Annotated in this window: 24 protein-coding genes; 22 read left to right on the plus strand and 2 right to left on the minus strand. The window is 32.9% G+C overall.

Annotated features, from left to right (window positions below; translation table 11 throughout):
* Positions 1–4 precede the first annotated feature (4 nt).
* The 17 genes from ACTJJ9_RS21495 to ACTJJ9_RS21575 all read left to right on the plus strand — a co-directional run bounded on the left by ACTJJ9_RS21495 (position 5) and on the right by ACTJJ9_RS21575 (position 12,134).
* Entirely contained in the window at positions 5–394 is a 390-nt protein-coding gene (locus ACTJJ9_RS21495) for a hypothetical protein (RefSeq protein ID WP_186324274.1), read from the plus strand.
* A 378-nt stretch (positions 395–772) separates the two neighbouring features.
* On the plus strand, positions 773–1,684 hold the full coding sequence (locus tag ACTJJ9_RS21500; RefSeq protein ID WP_145583809.1) for a 1,4-dihydroxy-2-naphthoate polyprenyltransferase: 912 nt from the start codon (positions 773–775) through the stop codon (positions 1,682–1,684).
* A 304-nt stretch (positions 1,685–1,988) separates the two neighbouring features.
* Positions 1,989–2,384: a YbaN family protein gene (locus ACTJJ9_RS21505; RefSeq protein WP_145583807.1), complete on the plus strand. Its 396-nt coding sequence runs from the start codon at positions 1,989–1,991 to the stop codon at positions 2,382–2,384.
* A 323-nt stretch (positions 2,385–2,707) separates the two neighbouring features.
* Complete coding sequence (locus ACTJJ9_RS21510; protein ID WP_440768864.1) at positions 2,708–3,211, plus strand: hypothetical protein; 504 nt, start codon at positions 2,708–2,710, stop codon at positions 3,209–3,211.
* A gap of 81 nt (positions 3,212–3,292) precedes the next feature.
* Positions 3,293–3,583 (plus strand): RNA polymerase alpha subunit C-terminal domain-containing protein, encoded by a 291-nt coding sequence (locus tag ACTJJ9_RS21515; RefSeq protein ID WP_145583803.1) that lies wholly within the window; start codon positions 3,293–3,295, stop codon positions 3,581–3,583.
* Positions 3,584–3,824: 241 nt separating this feature from the next.
* Entirely contained in the window at positions 3,825–4,268 is a 444-nt protein-coding gene (locus ACTJJ9_RS21520) for an NlpC/P60 family protein (RefSeq protein WP_145583801.1), read from the plus strand.
* A 174-nt stretch (positions 4,269–4,442) separates the two neighbouring features.
* Positions 4,443–4,925 (plus strand): hypothetical protein, encoded by a 483-nt coding sequence (locus tag ACTJJ9_RS21525; protein ID WP_145583800.1) that lies wholly within the window; start codon positions 4,443–4,445, stop codon positions 4,923–4,925.
* Positions 4,926–5,323: 398 nt separating this feature from the next.
* Positions 5,324–5,779 carry a YrvL family regulatory protein gene (locus ACTJJ9_RS21530; protein ID WP_095300682.1) on the plus strand — a complete coding sequence of 152 codons (456 nt, stop codon included), beginning with the start codon at positions 5,324–5,326 and terminating at the stop codon, positions 5,777–5,779.
* A 256-nt stretch (positions 5,780–6,035) separates the two neighbouring features.
* Positions 6,036–6,413 carry a GntR family transcriptional regulator gene (locus ACTJJ9_RS21535; RefSeq protein WP_095300683.1) on the plus strand — a complete coding sequence of 126 codons (378 nt, stop codon included), beginning with the start codon at positions 6,036–6,038 and terminating at the stop codon, positions 6,411–6,413.
* A complete protein-coding gene (locus tag ACTJJ9_RS21540) occupies positions 6,413–7,294 on the plus strand; it encodes an ABC transporter ATP-binding protein (RefSeq protein WP_095300684.1) in 882 nt (293 codons plus the stop codon). The genes ACTJJ9_RS21535 and ACTJJ9_RS21540 overlap by 1 nt, the downstream gene beginning before the upstream one ends.
* Complete coding sequence (locus tag ACTJJ9_RS21545) at positions 7,275–7,880, plus strand: ABC-2 transporter permease (protein ID WP_095300685.1); 606 nt, start codon at positions 7,275–7,277, stop codon at positions 7,878–7,880. Before ACTJJ9_RS21540 ends, ACTJJ9_RS21545 begins: the two co-directional genes overlap by 20 nt.
* A 294-nt stretch (positions 7,881–8,174) precedes the next feature.
* On the plus strand, positions 8,175–8,714 hold the full coding sequence (locus tag ACTJJ9_RS21550) for an AAA family ATPase (protein ID WP_145583798.1): 540 nt from the start codon (positions 8,175–8,177) through the stop codon (positions 8,712–8,714).
* Positions 8,715–8,940: 226 nt separating this feature from the next.
* Positions 8,941–9,603: a hypothetical protein gene (locus tag ACTJJ9_RS21555; RefSeq protein WP_145583796.1), complete on the plus strand. Its 663-nt coding sequence runs from the start codon at positions 8,941–8,943 to the stop codon at positions 9,601–9,603.
* A 53-nt stretch (positions 9,604–9,656) separates the two neighbouring features.
* Complete coding sequence (locus tag ACTJJ9_RS21560) at positions 9,657–10,247, plus strand: hypothetical protein (RefSeq protein ID WP_145583794.1); 591 nt, start codon at positions 9,657–9,659, stop codon at positions 10,245–10,247.
* 34 nt (positions 10,248–10,281) lie between these two features.
* On the plus strand, positions 10,282–10,512 hold the full coding sequence (locus ACTJJ9_RS21565) for a DUF3951 domain-containing protein (RefSeq protein WP_145583792.1): 231 nt from the start codon (positions 10,282–10,284) through the stop codon (positions 10,510–10,512).
* 254 nt (positions 10,513–10,766) lie between these two features.
* Positions 10,767–11,351, plus strand: coding sequence for a TetR/AcrR family transcriptional regulator (locus ACTJJ9_RS21570; protein WP_145583791.1), 585 nt, complete (start codon positions 10,767–10,769; stop codon positions 11,349–11,351).
* Between the two features lie 93 nt (positions 11,352–11,444).
* Positions 11,445–12,134 carry an alpha/beta fold hydrolase gene (locus ACTJJ9_RS21575; protein ID WP_145583789.1) on the plus strand — a complete coding sequence of 230 codons (690 nt, stop codon included), beginning with the start codon at positions 11,445–11,447 and terminating at the stop codon, positions 12,132–12,134.
* 103 nt (positions 12,135–12,237) lie between these two features.
* Here ACTJJ9_RS21575 and ACTJJ9_RS21580 read toward each other — a convergent pair whose 3' ends face one another.
* Positions 12,238–12,456 carry a sigma-70 family RNA polymerase sigma factor gene (locus ACTJJ9_RS21580; RefSeq protein ID WP_255451979.1) on the minus strand — a complete coding sequence of 73 codons (219 nt, stop codon included), beginning with the start codon at positions 12,454–12,456 and terminating at the stop codon, positions 12,238–12,240.
* Positions 12,457–12,629: 173 nt separating this feature from the next.
* Here ACTJJ9_RS21580 and spoIID point away from each other — a divergent pair, with 173 nt between their 5' ends.
* The 3 genes from spoIID (at position 12,630) to ACTJJ9_RS21595 (ending at position 15,588) form a co-directional block, all read left to right on the plus strand.
* Complete coding sequence (gene spoIID / locus ACTJJ9_RS21585; RefSeq protein WP_145583787.1) at positions 12,630–13,676, plus strand: stage II sporulation protein D; 1,047 nt, start codon at positions 12,630–12,632, stop codon at positions 13,674–13,676.
* Positions 13,677–13,914: 238 nt separating this feature from the next.
* A complete protein-coding gene (locus ACTJJ9_RS21590) occupies positions 13,915–14,922 on the plus strand; it encodes a ketoacyl-ACP synthase III (protein WP_440768865.1) in 1,008 nt (335 codons plus the stop codon).
* A 174-nt stretch (positions 14,923–15,096) separates the two neighbouring features.
* Positions 15,097–15,588 carry a GNAT family N-acetyltransferase gene (locus ACTJJ9_RS21595; RefSeq protein ID WP_440768868.1) on the plus strand — a complete coding sequence of 164 codons (492 nt, stop codon included), beginning with the start codon at positions 15,097–15,099 and terminating at the stop codon, positions 15,586–15,588.
* A gap of 215 nt (positions 15,589–15,803) precedes the next feature.
* On the opposite strand, the gene ACTJJ9_RS21600 is transcribed toward ACTJJ9_RS21595, so the two are convergent.
* Entirely contained in the window at positions 15,804–16,010 is a 207-nt protein-coding gene (locus ACTJJ9_RS21600) for a hypothetical protein (RefSeq protein WP_145583782.1), read from the minus strand.
* Positions 16,011–16,157: 147 nt separating this feature from the next.
* Here ACTJJ9_RS21600 and ACTJJ9_RS21605 point away from each other — a divergent pair, with 147 nt between their 5' ends.
* Positions 16,158–16,688 carry a GNAT family N-acetyltransferase gene (locus ACTJJ9_RS21605; protein ID WP_440768866.1) on the plus strand — a complete coding sequence of 177 codons (531 nt, stop codon included), beginning with the start codon at positions 16,158–16,160 and terminating at the stop codon, positions 16,686–16,688.
* 273 nt (positions 16,689–16,961) lie between these two features.
* Complete coding sequence (locus tag ACTJJ9_RS21610; protein ID WP_145583778.1) at positions 16,962–17,405, plus strand: SRPBCC family protein; 444 nt, start codon at positions 16,962–16,964, stop codon at positions 17,403–17,405.
* Positions 17,406–17,682: the final 277 nt, after the last annotated feature.

Genomic DNA, 17,682 nt, shown 5'->3' on the forward strand with positions numbered 1-17,682 from the left:
TGGGATGGTAGCAAACTCCTTAAATTCTTGTAAAAGATTTTATCATTCGCTAAATAAAAGTGAAAGTAAGATAGAGCGCATGTACAAAAACCATTTTCTCTTTAGCTGTCTTCATATCCATCCAATTATAATTTGGCTTGTATTCGATCCTTCAAATTGGGAAAATGGATTGATATGGTATGGATTGTTTATCACCGCAGTTCTATTTGTTCTGAAAGCACCTTTATATTTGAAAAGACCTATATCAATGTTGATGATATTATTAGCCATAATGATAAACGAATATGCATTTTCTGCTATTCCAGGATTTGAATGGCTAATGCCTATTTTATTTATCAAAATCATTTACGGACATTTGGTTAAGGAAGAGCCTTATAGACCTATAAAGGGTTAATGGAACGGGTAAAAGCTTTTTGTACTAAGTGAAAAATGAATAGGCAAGCTTAAAAATGTATAGACGTTTTGATAATAAATGATGCTCTCTTTGTGAAAGAATGCACTTAAAGTATTTGGTGCAAAGCTTCGTTGGTTGAGAAACACTTTTTCAAGGAGAAGATCGTTGTTTTTATATATGTTTTTTTCTCTTCAATATTAAAACGATGATGGTTATTTGATATAATAAATCGATATGAAGTAGATGGAAATATCCTTCTAGTGATTTACAACTAAGGCTATGTTATAGTTTATTGTTGATTGAGGGAATTCTGTTGTGGAAATCAACGGTCATCTTTAACTTAGCCATACTTAAAATTTAGGGAGATTGAGCAAATTTATGGGGAATGAAAGAGAAATTAGTTCCGCTAAATTAATGTGGAAAATGACACGCCCGCATACATTAACGGCGACATTTGCACCTGTCATATTAGGGACAGTTGCAGCACTTTATGAAGCTGAGATTAATTGGCTACTATTTATTGCGATGATGCTTGCGTGTTTAGCTTTGCAAATTGCAACGAATTTATTTAACGAATATTATGATTTTAAACGCGGGTTAGATACAGCTGATTCTGTTGGTATTGGTGGAGGAATCGTCCGTCATGGACTGAAGCCAAAAAATGTTTTAACAGTTGCCATTTTATTGTATATCGTTGCAGCTCTTATCGGAGTATATATTTGTATGAGTAGTAGCTGGTGGTTAGCAGTTATCGGATTATTCGGAATGGCTGTCGGTTATTTATATACAGGTGGTCCTTTACCAATTGCGTACACACCATTTGGAGAGTTATTTTCCGGATTGTTAATGGGAACATGCTTTGTATTAATTGCATTCTTTATTCAAACGAATACGTTAACTGTTGTAAGCATATTAATTTCGATTCCAATTGGGATTTTAGTTGGGGCCATTAACATGTCTAATAATATCCGAGACATTGAAGAGGATATTAAAGGTGGAAGAAAAACACTTGCTATCCTCCTCGGTAGAGATAAAGCAGTCGCGGCTTTAGCTATTGCATTTATTATTTCCTATTTATGGATTGTTGCGATTGTCTTAATGGGATATGTTAGCCCTTGGGCATTGGTATTGTTCCTTGGATTGAAAAAGCCTATTTCAGCTATTCAAAGCTTTCAAAAAGGAGCAAAAGAACCTCAGTATATGCGTGAGGCAATGAAGTCAACAGCAATGACAAATACAATTTTTGGCTTTCTGTTAGCTGCCGGATTATTAATTAGTTACTTATTTTAAAATAGGCGCTGTTAAACTTTGGGGTTGATTTCTGCTACAGGAGTTTGCTACAAAAAATGTACTAAGAAATCAACCATCATAAAAAATAAAAATCATTCCCAAATGGTCGATGGGAATGATTTTTATTTTTTATTTGTCAATTCTATGAACTTGAATAGAATGAACATAATTCTTACCTAAGTTGCAGTACGAAAGAATAGGATCATTTAAAAAGAAAATGGTAGAATAGTAGTCTAGAGTGAAAAACTTATGCAATCATTAATTATTCGTTATTTTGAAATAGAATTATGTAAAAAATGTGGTGATGACAATAAAGAAAATAAAAAATATTCTATTCTTCCTTCTTGGCTTCATATTCCTTGGGATTGGGATCGCGGGTACAGTGTTACCTGTTTTGCCAGGCGGTCCATTTTACTTATTAGCTACATTTTTCTTTGCGAGAAGCTCAAAGAAAATTGATAATTGGTTTAAAAATACGACAATATATATAAAATACGTTGAACCACTTTTACAGAAAAAAGGTATGACGCGAAAAGAAAAAATTCGTATTAATATAATTGCTGATTTCTTCATCATTCTCTCAATTATTTTTGTAGACATTTTATTTGTGAAAATTCTCATCGTTGCCCTAGGTCTTTACAAACATTATTATTTCATAAAAAAAATCAAAACAATTTCTCCAAACAGTGAGAGTAGATAAGTTTTTTTCTTTGAAATGCTCAGTTTAGGAACCCCCAAGTTGTGATGGATGGAGTATCAGAGGTAATTTGATTTTTAGTAACTATGGTTTATATAAAGGTGAACATCCAATTAGCAAGATATAAAACACTATGGGCTGTTAATAAAAAAACAGCTTTTTTTATTCTTATACTAAATTTGAGGAAGCTTAAAGAAAAATTTTATATTATACACTGTTTGTACTTAGAATGAATGGTTGAGATAATCTATGAAGGATTTATACTGTTTTTGTTGAAGTTATACAAAAGCTTATATAGCGTGCTCGTGATTTAAATGAAAGATGTGGTGAGACTATTGTTAACAATAGATAATTATTTAAATTCGGTGAAGGGAAATTTGCAAATACACTCAGATAGATTAATTCAACAAATTAGAAAAACGCTTGATTTTCATTACTATGAAAAGGTGGATTTATTAGATTATACAGCATTTATTCAGCCATACGAGCTATCGATTATGATGTACTCGATGGACAGAAATGCAAATGAAGTCTTTTATCAGGGAAATGATAACAATCTATTTGCAGGGAGCTTTGACCTAATTGAGGATGTTGAATATTACCAAATAGGTGATGAACAAGAAGATGAATTTTGGAAGTTTTATGAGCAAAATGATGAGGTTATTTCGAAATTAGAAACAGATGTTTTTATAAAATGGTTTAAAGATTGCTGGAATCAAGCAGGAGGGAAAAACGTGAAATTACCTGCCTATTTTAGTTTTCATGATTATGATAATTCTTTGGATTTAATTCATAACAAATTGGTTTCTGATGGAGACAAATGGTTTTAAAAATACTGCCATTTAGTTTTGATGGAGCAAAATCCAATTTTAAGTAAAAAGCAGATTTTGACATGGTTAGGAGGAGTTTTATTGTCATCAGCAAAAACATTGAGGGTATGTGAAAAAGGTCATAGCTTTTATAAAAGCAGTGAATGTCAAAGTTGTCCTACTTGTGATAAAGAGAATAAGCCTTCTAACGGGTTCCTATCCAAACTTAGTTCACCTGCGAGAAGAGCATTAGTTCACCAAGGAATTGAGACGTTGCAAGAGCTATCTAAGTATACTGAAAAAGAAATATTAACATTTCATGGTATCGGACCAGCATCCTTACCAATTTTACGAGCTTCATTAGAGGAAGAAGGCTTATCATTTAAAAAATAGGAAATCGAGTATGTTTATGCTAGGAGTGTTAATCTGAGTTGGATTAATGCTTTTTTTATTGATCTTGTGCGAAAGATGAATTTTTTAAACTTTTTCAAGCGAATTAATTCATTTTGTTTAAATGGAGGTATTTGGAAAATGAATGCAGAATAATTAATAAGTTATGAGCCCTTATAATTGCTTATTTTTCCTGTAGAGGCTTCATAAATCATTATCATCTAAATGATAAGGGAGATAAAAAATGGATAAAACGTATAATGGGTATATTGAAAATGCAATTAAGTGGGCTAAAGGTCATTTAAATTCTAATGAGTATTGTTTTATTTGTTTGGCTTTTGTAGAGGATGCATTAGAAAGAAGCAATAACATTGAAATCTTTGGTGGAGATACTGCAAAAGAATCTGCAGATTTATATGAAGCAACTATGCAAACAGGTATACCGCCTAAAGGAACCTTTGTTTTTTATGATTGCTTTGGTGTCATTAATCGCGAGCATAAAAATTGGGGCCATGTCGGCTTTTCTATTGGTAATGGGGAGGTTATCCATGCTTGGGATAAGGTAAGAATCGATCATTACATGGATGTGGAAAAATTAACGACAGCACCAGGATGGGAAAAACCAAAGCTCATTGGGTGGGTACCGCTTGAACGGATTATGCACGGATTTCAAAGAAAAGTGTATTAGTAAAAACTAATGCTGTTTTGCAGCCTTCATTAGAGAATTTAGGCAGGTGAATCAAAGAGTTTTAAACGGAAGCATTCCTTCATTTTGGGGGAATGCTTTTTTATTCAACATATGAGTGGGATGAATACGAAAAAAAGCTTAGGAAATTCTAAAGGAAAAGGAGGCTTTTTTAATGTGTCAATAAAAAAACAGTGGCTACTGAATATTTTTATGGTTCTCTTATCATGGATAACGTTTCCCTTTTTGGGTGCTAAGAATATAAAGAGGTTTCTACCTGCTACATTAATTGTTGGTGTTCTTGAAATTATCCATGCAAACATTGGGAAAAAACGTAAGTGGTGGGTTTTTTACAATAAGCCAAATTCTTATTTATTTGGTGAATTTCCTTTTAATTTTGGTCCATTTTTATTTGTCACATTTTGGACTCTTAAAATTGCATTCGGAAATTTTAAATTGTTTATTTTGCTTAATGGAATTGCACATGTTTTCTTTGCTTATCCTTATTCATATTTAGCAAAAAGAATGAAATATTATAGCTTAGTTCGGTTTAGTAACTTCCAATTTTTCCTTTACTTCTTTTCCAAATCATTTTTATTATATGGACTGCAATATTTTTTAGAAAATAATACGAAAGTAGTTAAAAGGCTTGAAGACTAATTGCTAAAGTAGTGTGTGCGTTAATTCCTATGGATTAACGCTATTTTTGTTCACGTTATTGTCATAACGAAGAGAAAAGGTAAAAAATAAGTGGTATAATAAGGAAAAAGGTTTGGAGTGATTTTTTGTTATCAGGTATTATTTTTGCGATAATTTTTGTCATCATTTTATTTTTGGCAATGGCTAAGACGATAAAGGATCAGCAAAAAAAATGATGTATTTTATAAACTTAGAAACTATGGGATCCTTGCTATATTAATAGGCAGGGTTATTTTTTTGAAAATATGATTCATGTCGGTAATCGTCGGGAAAACAACCGCTAATTTAAGAGGCTTTATTATATGTTAAAATGAAAGGGAACAAATGTAAAATTTTATCTAAAAGGAATTGTTTTAAAAATGAAAGAAAATAAAGATAACGATTCATTTCGCGATTTGAAATTCTTTGAGAAGATAGTAGTTATTGTATCGTTAACACTTCTTGTTGTCTTATCTATTGCTTTTGTAATCGGAATTTTTTATTTTGGAATGGCAGGGCTGTTTCAATTGTTTGGAGTGCAGTATACATCTGCTTATTCTCTGCTAGGTTTTGTGTTGGTCTTCTTTTTTGTTGGTTTTATAGTAGACTTATTTTCTATGGCTTTTATCAAGTTGACATCTCAATACATATCAAATAAATATACATTATTTATAACAAGAATGGCCATTGATAGCACATTTACTTTGTTAACTTTACATGTAGTAGACGAATTTATGAATAGTATTACGATTTCTTTATTAACAGAAATTGTTGCAGCTATATTGCTTTTCTTTATTGATGTTGCGTTTGATAATAAGAAGGAAAAAACTAGCTAGTAGATAGACATAATAAATAAAGTTGTTTAGGAAATTGAATATTTCTGTTTGCTTGAGACTGTTTGAAAAGCAAAGGGTCCAATCTGACAAACTTTCGATAAAGGATTTATCATCCAACTATCAGTGTTTGTTGGACGGATTGAGATCCTTTTCTTTGACAGTCTCTATTTTTTTGGAAAAAATATTGAAATTTACGAACCGTTTGTGTATATTGTATATAAAGTATATATACAATATTTAAAAACGAGGTATTTGCATGCAAATTATTATTTCTAATAATTCAAAAGAACCTATTTATGAGCAAATTTATGCCCAAATAAAAAAGCATATTTTGACCAATGAACTGAAACCTGGGGAATCTTTACCTTCAATGCGCCAGTTAGCTAAAGATTTAGATATAAGTGTCATAACAACAAAACGTGCATATGAGGAGCTCGAAAAAAATGGATTCATCTACTCGGTAGTTGGGAAAGGCTCGTTCGTGTCTGAACAAAATAATGAAATGATTCGGGAGCGAAAAATGAAAGTAATCGAAGAACAATTAATGGCTGCTATCCAAAACAGTAAAGAAATCGGAATCGATTTACCAGAATTAAGTGAACTGCTTACGATTTTATATAAGGAGGAATCGTGATGGAAAATGTAATTGAACTACAACATGTAAATAAGGCTTTTAGTGGATTTCAACTGAAGGACTTCTCTCTCTCGGTTAAAAAAGGCTTTGTTACTGGGTTTATTGGTGGAAATGGGGTTGGGAAATCGACAACGATCAAAATGATCATGAATTTGCTAAAGCCTGATAGTGGGACAATTTCAATTTTTGGTTTGGATTACAAAAAGCACGAAAAAGAGATTAAGGAACGAATCGGTTTTGTGTTTGATGACAATATTTTTTATGAAAATCTTACCTTGCAAGAAATGAAGCGATTGATCAAGCCTGCCTATAAAAACTGGGATGATGCATTATTTCATCAATATGTTGAAATGTTTGAGCTGCCTTTAAAGAAAAGCATAAAAACATTTTCAAAAGGGATGATGATGAAGGCTTCTTTAACAATGGCCTTATCACACCATGCAGAGCTCATTATCATGGATGAACCAACATCTGGATTAGATCCAATATTTCGTCGAGAGCTATTAGAGCTGCTTCATAATCTAATGCAAAATGGTGAGAAAACAATCTTCTTTTCAACACATATTACGACAGATTTAGATCGAATCGCAGATTATATAACATTCATTCATAATGGACAGCATATTTTCACAAAAGAGTACTATAAAATTGAAGAAGAGTATGCGATTGTGAAAGGCGAAACAAATTTATTGGATCGCGATACAGAACGGGAATTTATCGCAATTCGTAAATCAAATCATGGTTTTGAAGCTTTAACAACGAATAAGCAGCGTGCAGAAGCTATTTTTGGCAAGTCAGTCATTATAGAGAAACCGACTCTTGAGGATATTATGTTTTATACAAAGAAAGGAAATGAAAAATATGCTAAATCTTATTCGTAAAGATATCGTATTGCAGAAAAAAATATTACTGATACTCTTACCCATTCTATTTATCTATTTATTTTCTGGTTCATCTACGGTCTTAATAGGTGTGTTATTTAGTATTGTCATCAACATGACAGCATTTGCTACTGATGAAAAGTCCTCTATCAACGTTTTATTGAATGCTTTACCGTATACAAGAAAAGAAATTGTCAGTTCAAAATATATTGGTGCATTTGTTTTTACCTTTATGGTGCTTTTGACAATTTTTATAGCAAATTGGGTGATTAACGGAGAAATAATCGAATGGGAACAATTGTTGTTCATTATTTGCATTGTTTCACTGTTTATTTCAATTGCCTTCCCATTTTCTTATTTCTTTAAAAGTCAGTATTTATTAATTGCTTGGGTTATTTCGTTTGTCATTTATATGATTGTCAGTAATTTTATATTTGATTTAAATACTTTTTTACAAGATATCATTCAAACATTCTTATCCTTTACGACCACCCAGCTATATTTATTAATGATTGTTTTCGTCGTTGTTTTGTATATTTTATCATGGATGCTCTCAATCAGAATTTATAGTAAAAAAGTATTTTAGCATTGAACAAGCCCCATTATTGTTAATAGTGCAGCGAACGACTTGTTTTCTTAAAGAAAAATCGATAATCGGCCATATTAACTTTAGACTAAAAAAATCAGTAGAGTGGAATCATTTTGAAAAGGTAAAATGGTTTTCTAAATAGGTAGAGGCTGTCTCAAAGCTATCGGGTTTTCTCCCAATTGAGATGGCCTTATTTTTGTTAAAGGGTTTGTTTGATTAGAGCAGGATTGTTATCTAGATATTTAGAATACTATTTATTATTCGATCTAACTGTAGAGAGGAATAGATGATATGGAACGTGCTGAAGTATGCAAGGTTTATATTGTGTCCGGTCCAGCTGGTGTTGGGAAATCTACGACTTCAAAACAACTAGTAAAAAGTTTATATCGGAGTGCTTATATTTCTGGAGATTCCATCAGTCATATGCATGTTAATGGGAGAAAAAAACCTTGGGAAAGTAAGGAAGAACTCTCTTTAATTTGGGAAAATATTTTAAGCTTGACGAAAAATTTTATTTCATTTGGGAATGATGTTGTCATTGATTATGTAACCTTTCCACAAGAAGCAAAATGGCTTAGGGAAAAGCTTAAAGACTTAAATGTAGAGGTTAGTTATGTTGTTTTATGGACAGATAATGAAACTTTAATGAACAGAGATAATATGAGAAAACTAGAGAATAGGATGGGTGAACGTTGTCTAGTATTAGTCCATGAGTTTATAGAGTCAGGATTAGATAGAAAACATCTTCTTGATACAAGTAAAAACACTATAGACGATATTCCTAATGTGATAAATGAAATAAGAGATAATGAAAAATATATAATAAGATAATGCGGTTATTCATAAAGAGTAGTCGCTTTTTTACTAGGGTTGAACCAAATAGGTAGAGCAGTTAGATTGATTTAGATGAAGAATAAGACTTTCGAGGTTGCTTTAAACTGTTTAGCTAATTAGACATGTATAATTTAGGTGAAACCAAATATTTTCCAAAACGTATTCTTTTAATAATTATGTGTAGTGCACTCTAGTTTTTGAAAAAATATGATGGGAGTAAACGATGTCAGAAATATGGATTGAAGAAAAAGAACAAACAGAAGAATTTTTTGATGAGGTTGGTTACTATATAACGTTAAATGATGAAATCGCATCTGCATATTTTATTAGTGAAGGTTCTGAGGGAGATTACGTTGAACAAAATAAAACATTTTTACGAGACTTTTTAATTGCACAGGATAAGTATCCTTTGTATCTTACCTTCATTACATATGATGATAATGTGAACGAATGTATCACTTTATTTAATGATAATAAAATTAAGTACACGTTAAAATATCTTGAGGAAAAAAGAACATATTATACCATTCTAAAAAAACATTCCTATCAGCCACCGTGTTTTACTGTAATGATTACTGATTCAAATCAATTAATGTTTGTTATAGAAGAGACCTTTTGGCTTCCAACACAAAATGAATTTTATGCAATTTCTTACTCTGATAATTTGGTTTTCCAATTAAGAAATGTTACGGAATGGGGAAGGAAAAAGGAAAGATCAATTCCAGTTTTTAATATCGAAGCAGATACGACCTTTATTACGATTTGTCACGATGGTGCTGGGATTTATTTATTTTCTAATGAGGAGAAATATTCTACTATTGATCGTTTATGTTCTCATTTACCTGAAGGAACTGTCATTACTCAGATAAATGATACTTTGCTATAGGGGAATGAAATTTAGGTTTAACAGCATGCGTTTCAGTAAGGAGGGGGATAGACGTGAGTAAGATAACAGATATTCAAAGACAGTTTTACAATGTTTATAAAGAAAAGATTAGTATTGCGGAATTTGAAAAATGGCTTTATAAAACGGATGATATTGAAAATATTTACGGATATGATTTCTATTTTCGCTTACTAGATTTAGATTATAGAGATAAGTATATCAAAAATAAATTAGAGACACTCATTCGAATGGAAATTCCCTTTGGACAGTTCGAACAGCAGCGAATTGTATTACTTTTGGAACATATAATAGCAGAAGAAGGTGATCTAGTTGAGCTATTAGAGCAATTGTATGATGACTATTGCCATGGCTATTCCTTTCTTCGATTTCTAGGGCTTACTTACATTACCGGAATTGATACATTTCCAAAGCTTAATCAAATTGATCAATGGGATAAACATGAGTTTGAGCGTAAAAGAGAAATGCTAAATAGCAGTAAAGATAAAATTATCAAAGAAGCTAAGCAGTTGTTGGCATTCTTGAAAAAAGGAGAAATAAAAATAACGAATGAAAATGAGTATATCGATGCTCGAAAGGAAGAAGATAAGGTAGAACTTCATCATATCGAAAAGATGTTTCAATAGATTGTTAATAAGAGGCGAATAAAGGGGAAATAAAATGAGCCCGATTGATTTAATGGTCGTAGGTTTTCCAGCCGCTATAGTACTATTAGTTGGAATTGGATTTTACAAAGTATTTGTTAAGAAGAATAGTGTAGAGCTTATCTATACTCCATTTGATGAAATAACAGGACAATCGGAAGTCGAATTTCATGAGGAACGAGAAGTTTTAGCTGTCGATGAGGAGCAAGGAGACAAAAAGAATAAAAAACGTAATCATGCTATTTGATTATATTTTTAGTGTATGTGCAAATGAGGTGTTTCTGTAATGAACAGGGATGCCTTTTTCTTTTTATATTTATTTTTAATTGACTAAACGTTCATTCAATAATAAAATGAAATGGTAAATATTATGAAGCTGATACTGTTAGGAAAAGAATTGCTTTTCCTATACATAATCGAGATTTATTTGGAGCAAATACAAGCTCAAAATTTCATTAAAATTCAAGCAGTAATATAGCATTACGGAGGATTGAACTTATCATGCCACGTACTACCGAAGAAAATGAACGTATTCGTCAACTCTCTATAGAGAAAATTCGTATTGCAGCTATGCAATTGTTTATTAATAGAGGATATTATGCAACATCGATTAACGATATAGCAAAGCAAGCAGGTATTTCAAAAGGATTACTCTACAACTATTACAGTGGTAAGGAAGAGTTACTATCTGAGATGGTTAATGAAAGAATTAACGAAGTTGTTGAAGTAATGGAAGGAGCAAAGTCTATCGATACACCTAGCAAACAGCTTGAACATATTATTAACGGAGCAATCGATAATATCCAGCAAAATCCTGAGGTACACCGGTTCTATCTTCATTTGCAAACACAGCCAGCGGCCGATGAAGAGCTTATAAAATATAGCAAACTACTGATTGAGGAAAATGCAAGATTATTTGAATTACAATGCGAAATATTTGAAAGGAAAGGAGTTGATAATCCGAGACAACGCTCATTATATTTTTCATCTGTACTCCAAGGAATTATGTATATGATTTCCACTTATCCACAGAAGTTTCCGATTGAAGAGTTAAAGAAGCAAATCATAAATGAGTTTTGTAACTAGGTGAGTATGCAGAAAACGATAACTAGAAAAGTAGGATTGTTTGCTTAACTAAAAAGTATATGAAGAGCTCTTAAACAAAGGGGATGATCGGAGATGGAAACACGCAAAAAACAAATAGATGTGAATGGACTTACATTGCAATATCATGAAAGCGGAGAGCCTACTGCACCACCTCTTATAGCACTTCACGCATTAGGAATGAGTGGGGAGTCTTGGGATAATGTTGCTGCTGTTTTAGATGAGGATTACCATATTTATGCTATAGACCAACGAGGACATGGTGGAAGTGCAAGAACGAATGCTTACACATTTGAATTAATGTGTAAAGATTTGCTAGATTTTGCAAATGATCTGAATTTGGAGCGGTTTACACTAATTGGTCATTCGATGGGAGGAACTGTCTCCTATCTTTTCGCCGAAGCATATCCATCAAGGGTAGAAAGGTTGATTGTTGTGGACACTCCCCCACCTTTTACCGGTGAGCAGTTGGAAGTTCCACCGAAACCGTCTGAGCCAGTACCATTCGATTGGCTTGTCATTCAGTCAATCATCCAGCAGCTTAATAACCCTAACCCAAAATGGTGGGAACAGCTTCCAGACATTAGTATACCAACTCTAATTATCGGTGGTCAGTCAAGTCATATCCCACAAAATAAATTGCAGGAGGCTTCTGAGCTTATCCCAAATTGCAAATTAGTGACAATAGAAGATGCTGGACATTTTGTACATGATGATAATTTACCTGCATTTTTAACGGCTGTAAAAGACTTTCTCCAAGAGTGAGTACCTTTATGATTGATGAAGGAAGAACAAATAGTCACTGTGACGGGAATACTACTTGTTCTTCTTTTTTGAACAATTTCAGGGCATTGATCAATTGTTTTAGTCAGTAATTCGGATATAAATGCGATAATGATTTTCTTTTTAGGTTACTTCCATTATTGAAAGTAGAGAAAGACTTTATGACTCTCATAAAAACTTCCTGGGTTAAATCCTCTGCATCGTTTCTGTTGCCTGTATAACAGATTAAAAATTTATACACATCCCCATAATACCGTTCATATACCTCCTCAATTATCTCAACTAATTTATTGGAGTTTGACAATGGTATCCCCCCTTTTGTTTAGCTGTTCAGTTATTAATCGATTAAAAATGAAAAAAGTTACAGTTTCTCATAAAAAAAGAAGTAAAAACCTCCTATATATTGGAAGAATAAGGTGATATAACAAGGCGGTAGTACATAGCCTATATAATAAGAAAATTTACTTGGAGGGCAAAATGATTAAAATCAGTCCATTATTATGGATCTTCTTTTCAGCTTTTATTATAGTTCTCTTAATCCCGTCAATACTAGTAGTCTCGTTTTCAGAGATTAAAGGTAATGAGGAAATAGATTTAAAAATTGATAAGAACAATGTAATGGCAGATGAAGCAGCAAATCAAGCAGCAAATCAAGCAGTTGAGGTTTCAGTGTATAGGACAAGTTTAAAGAAAATCGAAAATGTACCGTTTGAGGCATATGTTGTAGGTGTTGTTGCATCTGAAATGCCAGCTACATTTGAATTAGAGGCATTAAAGGCTCAAGCGTTGGCAGCAAGAACATTTTTAGTTAATAAAATGCTTGTGAGTGAAAAATCTAAAGATAAAGAACTTCCTGTCGATGCTGACATTTCCGATAATCCCGAAAACTATCAAGTTTATAAAAATAAAGCTGAATTAGCCAAGCAGTGGGGAGAAAATTATCAATCAAATATTACTAAAATTCAGGAAGCGGTTCATGCAACACAAGGTCAAATCTTAACATATGAAGGGAAACCAATTGATCCTTCCTTTCATTCAACAAGCAATGGCTATACAGAAAACTCAGAGGATTATTGGGAAAATAGCTATCCTTATTTACGAAGTGTTGCAAGTCCTTGGGATAAAGAATCCCCAAAATTTAATGACCAAGTAGTTATAACGATTTCAGAAGTAGAAAAGGCACTTGGGATTCAATTGAATAGACAAACAGACATGATTGGAGAGAAAAAACTTACAGAAAGCAATCGAGTAGCTACAATCAAATTAGGTGATAAAGAATTCCGAGGGAAAGATATAAGAGAAAAACTTGACCTTCCTTCAAATGATTTTGAGGTAGAACAAAGTGGTGAAAACCTAATCTTTACAACGAAAGGCTATGGTCATGGTGTTGGCATGAGCCAATATGGAGCAAATGGAATGGCAAAGGAAGGAAAGAAGTACGAAGACATTGTAAAATATTATTATCAGGATGTATCAATTTCCTCTGTTGAACCTTTTGTTGATACGATCGTTGCAAAGAAATAATTTATAGATTTTATGGGTGATATTTAGTGCAATCCTTAAAGACCTTGGGACTGTGCTTTTTTTTGCGCTTTTTTAGGGCAGTAATTTTACATTAGTAACGAATGAGAAAACAGTCTTTTTTCCATAATAGTAGGGGAATTTAATCACTGGGAAAAGGTAACCATTGGAAATTAAATATTTTATGTTATAATTAGTACCAGATACTAGTACTAACCTTTAAAAAAAGTAGGTGGAGAAAATGTTTGGTGCAAGAATGACAGCAATTGGGACTTATGTGCCTGAAAAAAGGTTAACAAATTTTGATCTTGAGCAAATCGTCGAAACAAGTAATGATTGGATTATTCAAAGAACAGGAATTGAAGAGCGCAGAATTGCCGGCCCTAACGAATTTACAAGTGATTTATGTGTATTTGCCGTAGAGGATTTAATGAAACGATATAATAAAAAAGTTGATGATGTCGATATGATTATCGTGGCAACTAGCACGCCCGATTTCCCGTTTCCATCTGTTTCGAGCATCATCCAAAACAGATTAAATATACCGGGAACAGGTGCCATTGATGTAAGTGCAGCATGTGCAGGTTTTGTTTATGCATTGCATACAGCAAATAGCTATATTGCCTCAGGTCTTCATAAAAAGGTCCTTGTTGTCGGGGCAGAAACACTTTCAAAAATTACTGACTATACCGATCGAAGTACATGTGTTTTATTTGGCGATGGTGCAGGTGCTGTATTAGTTGAAAGGGACGAACGCTCAAATCGTTTCATTGGGTTTCATATGGGAAGTGATGGGAGTGGAGCGCAACACGTATATCGCACAGGCCTAGCAAAGCAGGTAAATAATATTGAATTAGTTGATACGCAATATCTTGTGCAAAATGGTAGAGAAGTTTTTCGCTGGGTTGTCCGAAACGTTCCTAATAACATTAGACATATTTTAGATAAGGCACATATGAGCTTGGACGAAGTGGATTGGTTTATACCTCATAGCGCAAACTTACGGTTGATCGAGCCAATTTGTGAAAAATTGAATTATCCTATGGAGAAAACACTTTATAGCTTGATCAATTATGGAAACACCTCAGCTGCAACGATTCCTTTAGCGCTTGACCTTGGAATTCGCGAGGGGAAAGTTAAAAACGGAGACAAAGTTTTAATGTATGGATTTGGTTCAGGCTTGGTCCATGCTGGGCAGCTACTTGAAATGAATTTTGATGAAATGCTTAATCCTCCAACCCCATTATGATTTCGCTATTATTAGAGCGTTTCTGGATGAATATTCAGAAACGCTTTTTTTACTTTTGAAAAATCAAGGAATCGCGAAAATAAAAAGGAGTTTTTAGTCCGTAAACCGAATACTAATTAGAAAAATATGTTAGAAGGTGATTTTTTGAAGCAAATATTTTTAACTAAGCCTTCAATGGAATATGAATCTGAATATCTATCTTTTTATAATGAATGGAAGGAAAGTGGCGAGGTAATGGTACCTTGGGTAATAAGTAAAGACGCAACAAATTTTCGAGAAATGATTCAATCATTAAAGGATTCCGAGGAGGGAAAAAATCTCCCGGGAAATTGGGTGCCAGACTCTACTTATTGGTTAGTAGATAAAGGGAAAAAGGTGATTGGGGCCGTTAATATTCGCCATCAATTAAATGAGAGGCTATTCAACTGCGGAGGGCATATTGGATATGGAATCCGCCCTAGTGAAAGGGGAAAGGGATATGCAACTAAACTACTTTCCTTATCATTAGAAAAAGCACGAGAGCTTGGCATTCAAAAGGTACTTGTTGTTTGTGATGAAACGAATAAAGGCTCAGAAAAAGTAATCTTAAAAAACGGTGGGGTTCAAGATAAGGACTTTATTGAAGAGGATGGCAATGTAGTGAAACGGTTTTGGATACATATATAAAATAGTAAAATGGGAGTCGATTTTATCTTATCAAAAAATGTTTATAAAAAAGCGTGCTTTGTTGAGACAAAATTACCATCATAGGGTGAACAATTAGCAAAATTTTCTTTTAAAAAAGTACTCTCTTAATATAAGGGTGCGTGAATTCCAAAGGAGTTTACGCATTTTTGTTGAATTAACTTTTAAGTTAATTAAGTAAATATGTTCATCATAATTCACTCAATTGATTTTATTAACTTTGGTATTCTTTTGATGCCTTCAGTTCCAATCACACAGCCTATTATGGCTATGACTACATTTGAAGAGAATGTTTCTACTCCATAGTAAATACCAGTTCCAACAACAAGATCGATAATAAAGAACTGTTTAATCGACGAGCCTTTAATTGTATAAAATAAGATTTTATTTTGGTTCCATATCATAATAGTTCACACACCTTTATCATTTTATAAAGCGTATGATGATGAAAGGTTGTCATATTCTTAAGGTTTTTGAGGGGGAAATATAGGAGAAATTCTTTCATAAAAACGAATCTTATCTTACTCTATTAAATCGATTGTGAGGATAATATGTTATTTCAAAATGGCAAATTATTAGTGCGTCTGTTAGAAGAAGAAGATCAATTCTTGTTAGCAAAATGGCTTTCTGACCCTGAAGTTCTTAAGTATTATGAAGGTAGGGACAATCCGTTTCATTTAGAAAAGGTGCGTAACGTTTTTTATGATCCTGAAGATGAAACGATAAAATGCATTATTGTGTTTGAAGGTAAAGAGATAGGATATATCCAATTTTATGAATTAGATGCCGAGGCAAAAGTGGAGTATGGTTATTTAAACGAAAATGTTTACGGCATAGACCAATTTATTGGGGAAGTGGCGTATTGGAATAAAGGAATTGGTACATTACTTGTAACGTCAATGGTTACGTACTTATTAGAGCATGAAAAAGCAAGCCGAGTAGTGATGGATCCTCAAGGGTGGAACAAGAGGGCGTTAAAATGCTATGAAAAATGTGGATTTAAAAAGGTGAAATTTCTCCCAAAGCATGAGCTACACGAAGGGGTTTATCAAGATTGTTGGTTGATTGAGTATATAAGATAAGGTAGAAACGTAATGGTTAAATAGTATTTGCAAGAGGAGATAATATAGAAGATAATTTAAAAGAACATCTAAAGGCGTTAGAGGAAAGGCATTTTCAAATAGAGGTTATGTAAAAATCATGAAAAGCTAAATAAAGTCACCCTCTCAGTTCTATTTGGAAACTGAAAGATGAAAGGTGGCAGCTATATTTCCATCAAGGCACAATAACAGATTTGAATTTAATTGAAATAAAAAAACATTTACGCCTAGTAAGAGCAAGGAGCGAGTTGAAAAATGAATACTCAAGTAATAACAAAATTTAAAATACAAAAATCTGCAAATGATGTGTTCAATGCTATAGTAGATCCGAATAAAATCGGACATTTTTGGTTTTCATCGAGTTCTGAAAGATGGGAGCAAGGTAAGACAATCATTTTGAAATATGATGAATACGAAGCAGAAGGTGCAATCAACGTATTAGAAATCGAGGAAGGCAAAAAAATTGTATTCTCTTGGGGAGCAGAGCATGGTGAAGAAACGGTTGTTACCATTACATTAAAAGAATTGGAACAATCGACTACGATCATCGAAATAAACGAAACTGGCTTAAAAGCAGATGACCCTGAAATAGTGAACAAAATGCTTGGACAAAAAGAGGGATGGGTATATATGTTAACATGTTTAAAGGGATACTTGGAAAATGGAGCTAGTAATTTAAGAGCATCGTTAATTCACTAGTCAGCTCACTATTTACTGACAGTATAAATGGTACATGAATGTTAATTGACTTTAGAGCAGCTAGTTTTTTATTCTATTTAGAAAAAATGATATAAAAAGGACATACAAAATCGCTAAAAAGGTATGTCCTGATTTATTCTATTGCATGAATAAGTTTTAGGGCTTGTCAAGAAAAGTGTGTAAGTTATTCTAGATATTTCTTCACACGTTCCTTTAGGTGGTCATGAACTAATAGTTGATTCATGACCATAGCCCATTGCTGGATGCGTCCACCATC

This window comes from Metabacillus sp. 22489 (genome assembly GCF_052044855.1).
Lineage (GTDB): Bacteria > Bacillota > Bacilli > Bacillales > Bacillaceae > Metabacillus > Metabacillus niabensis.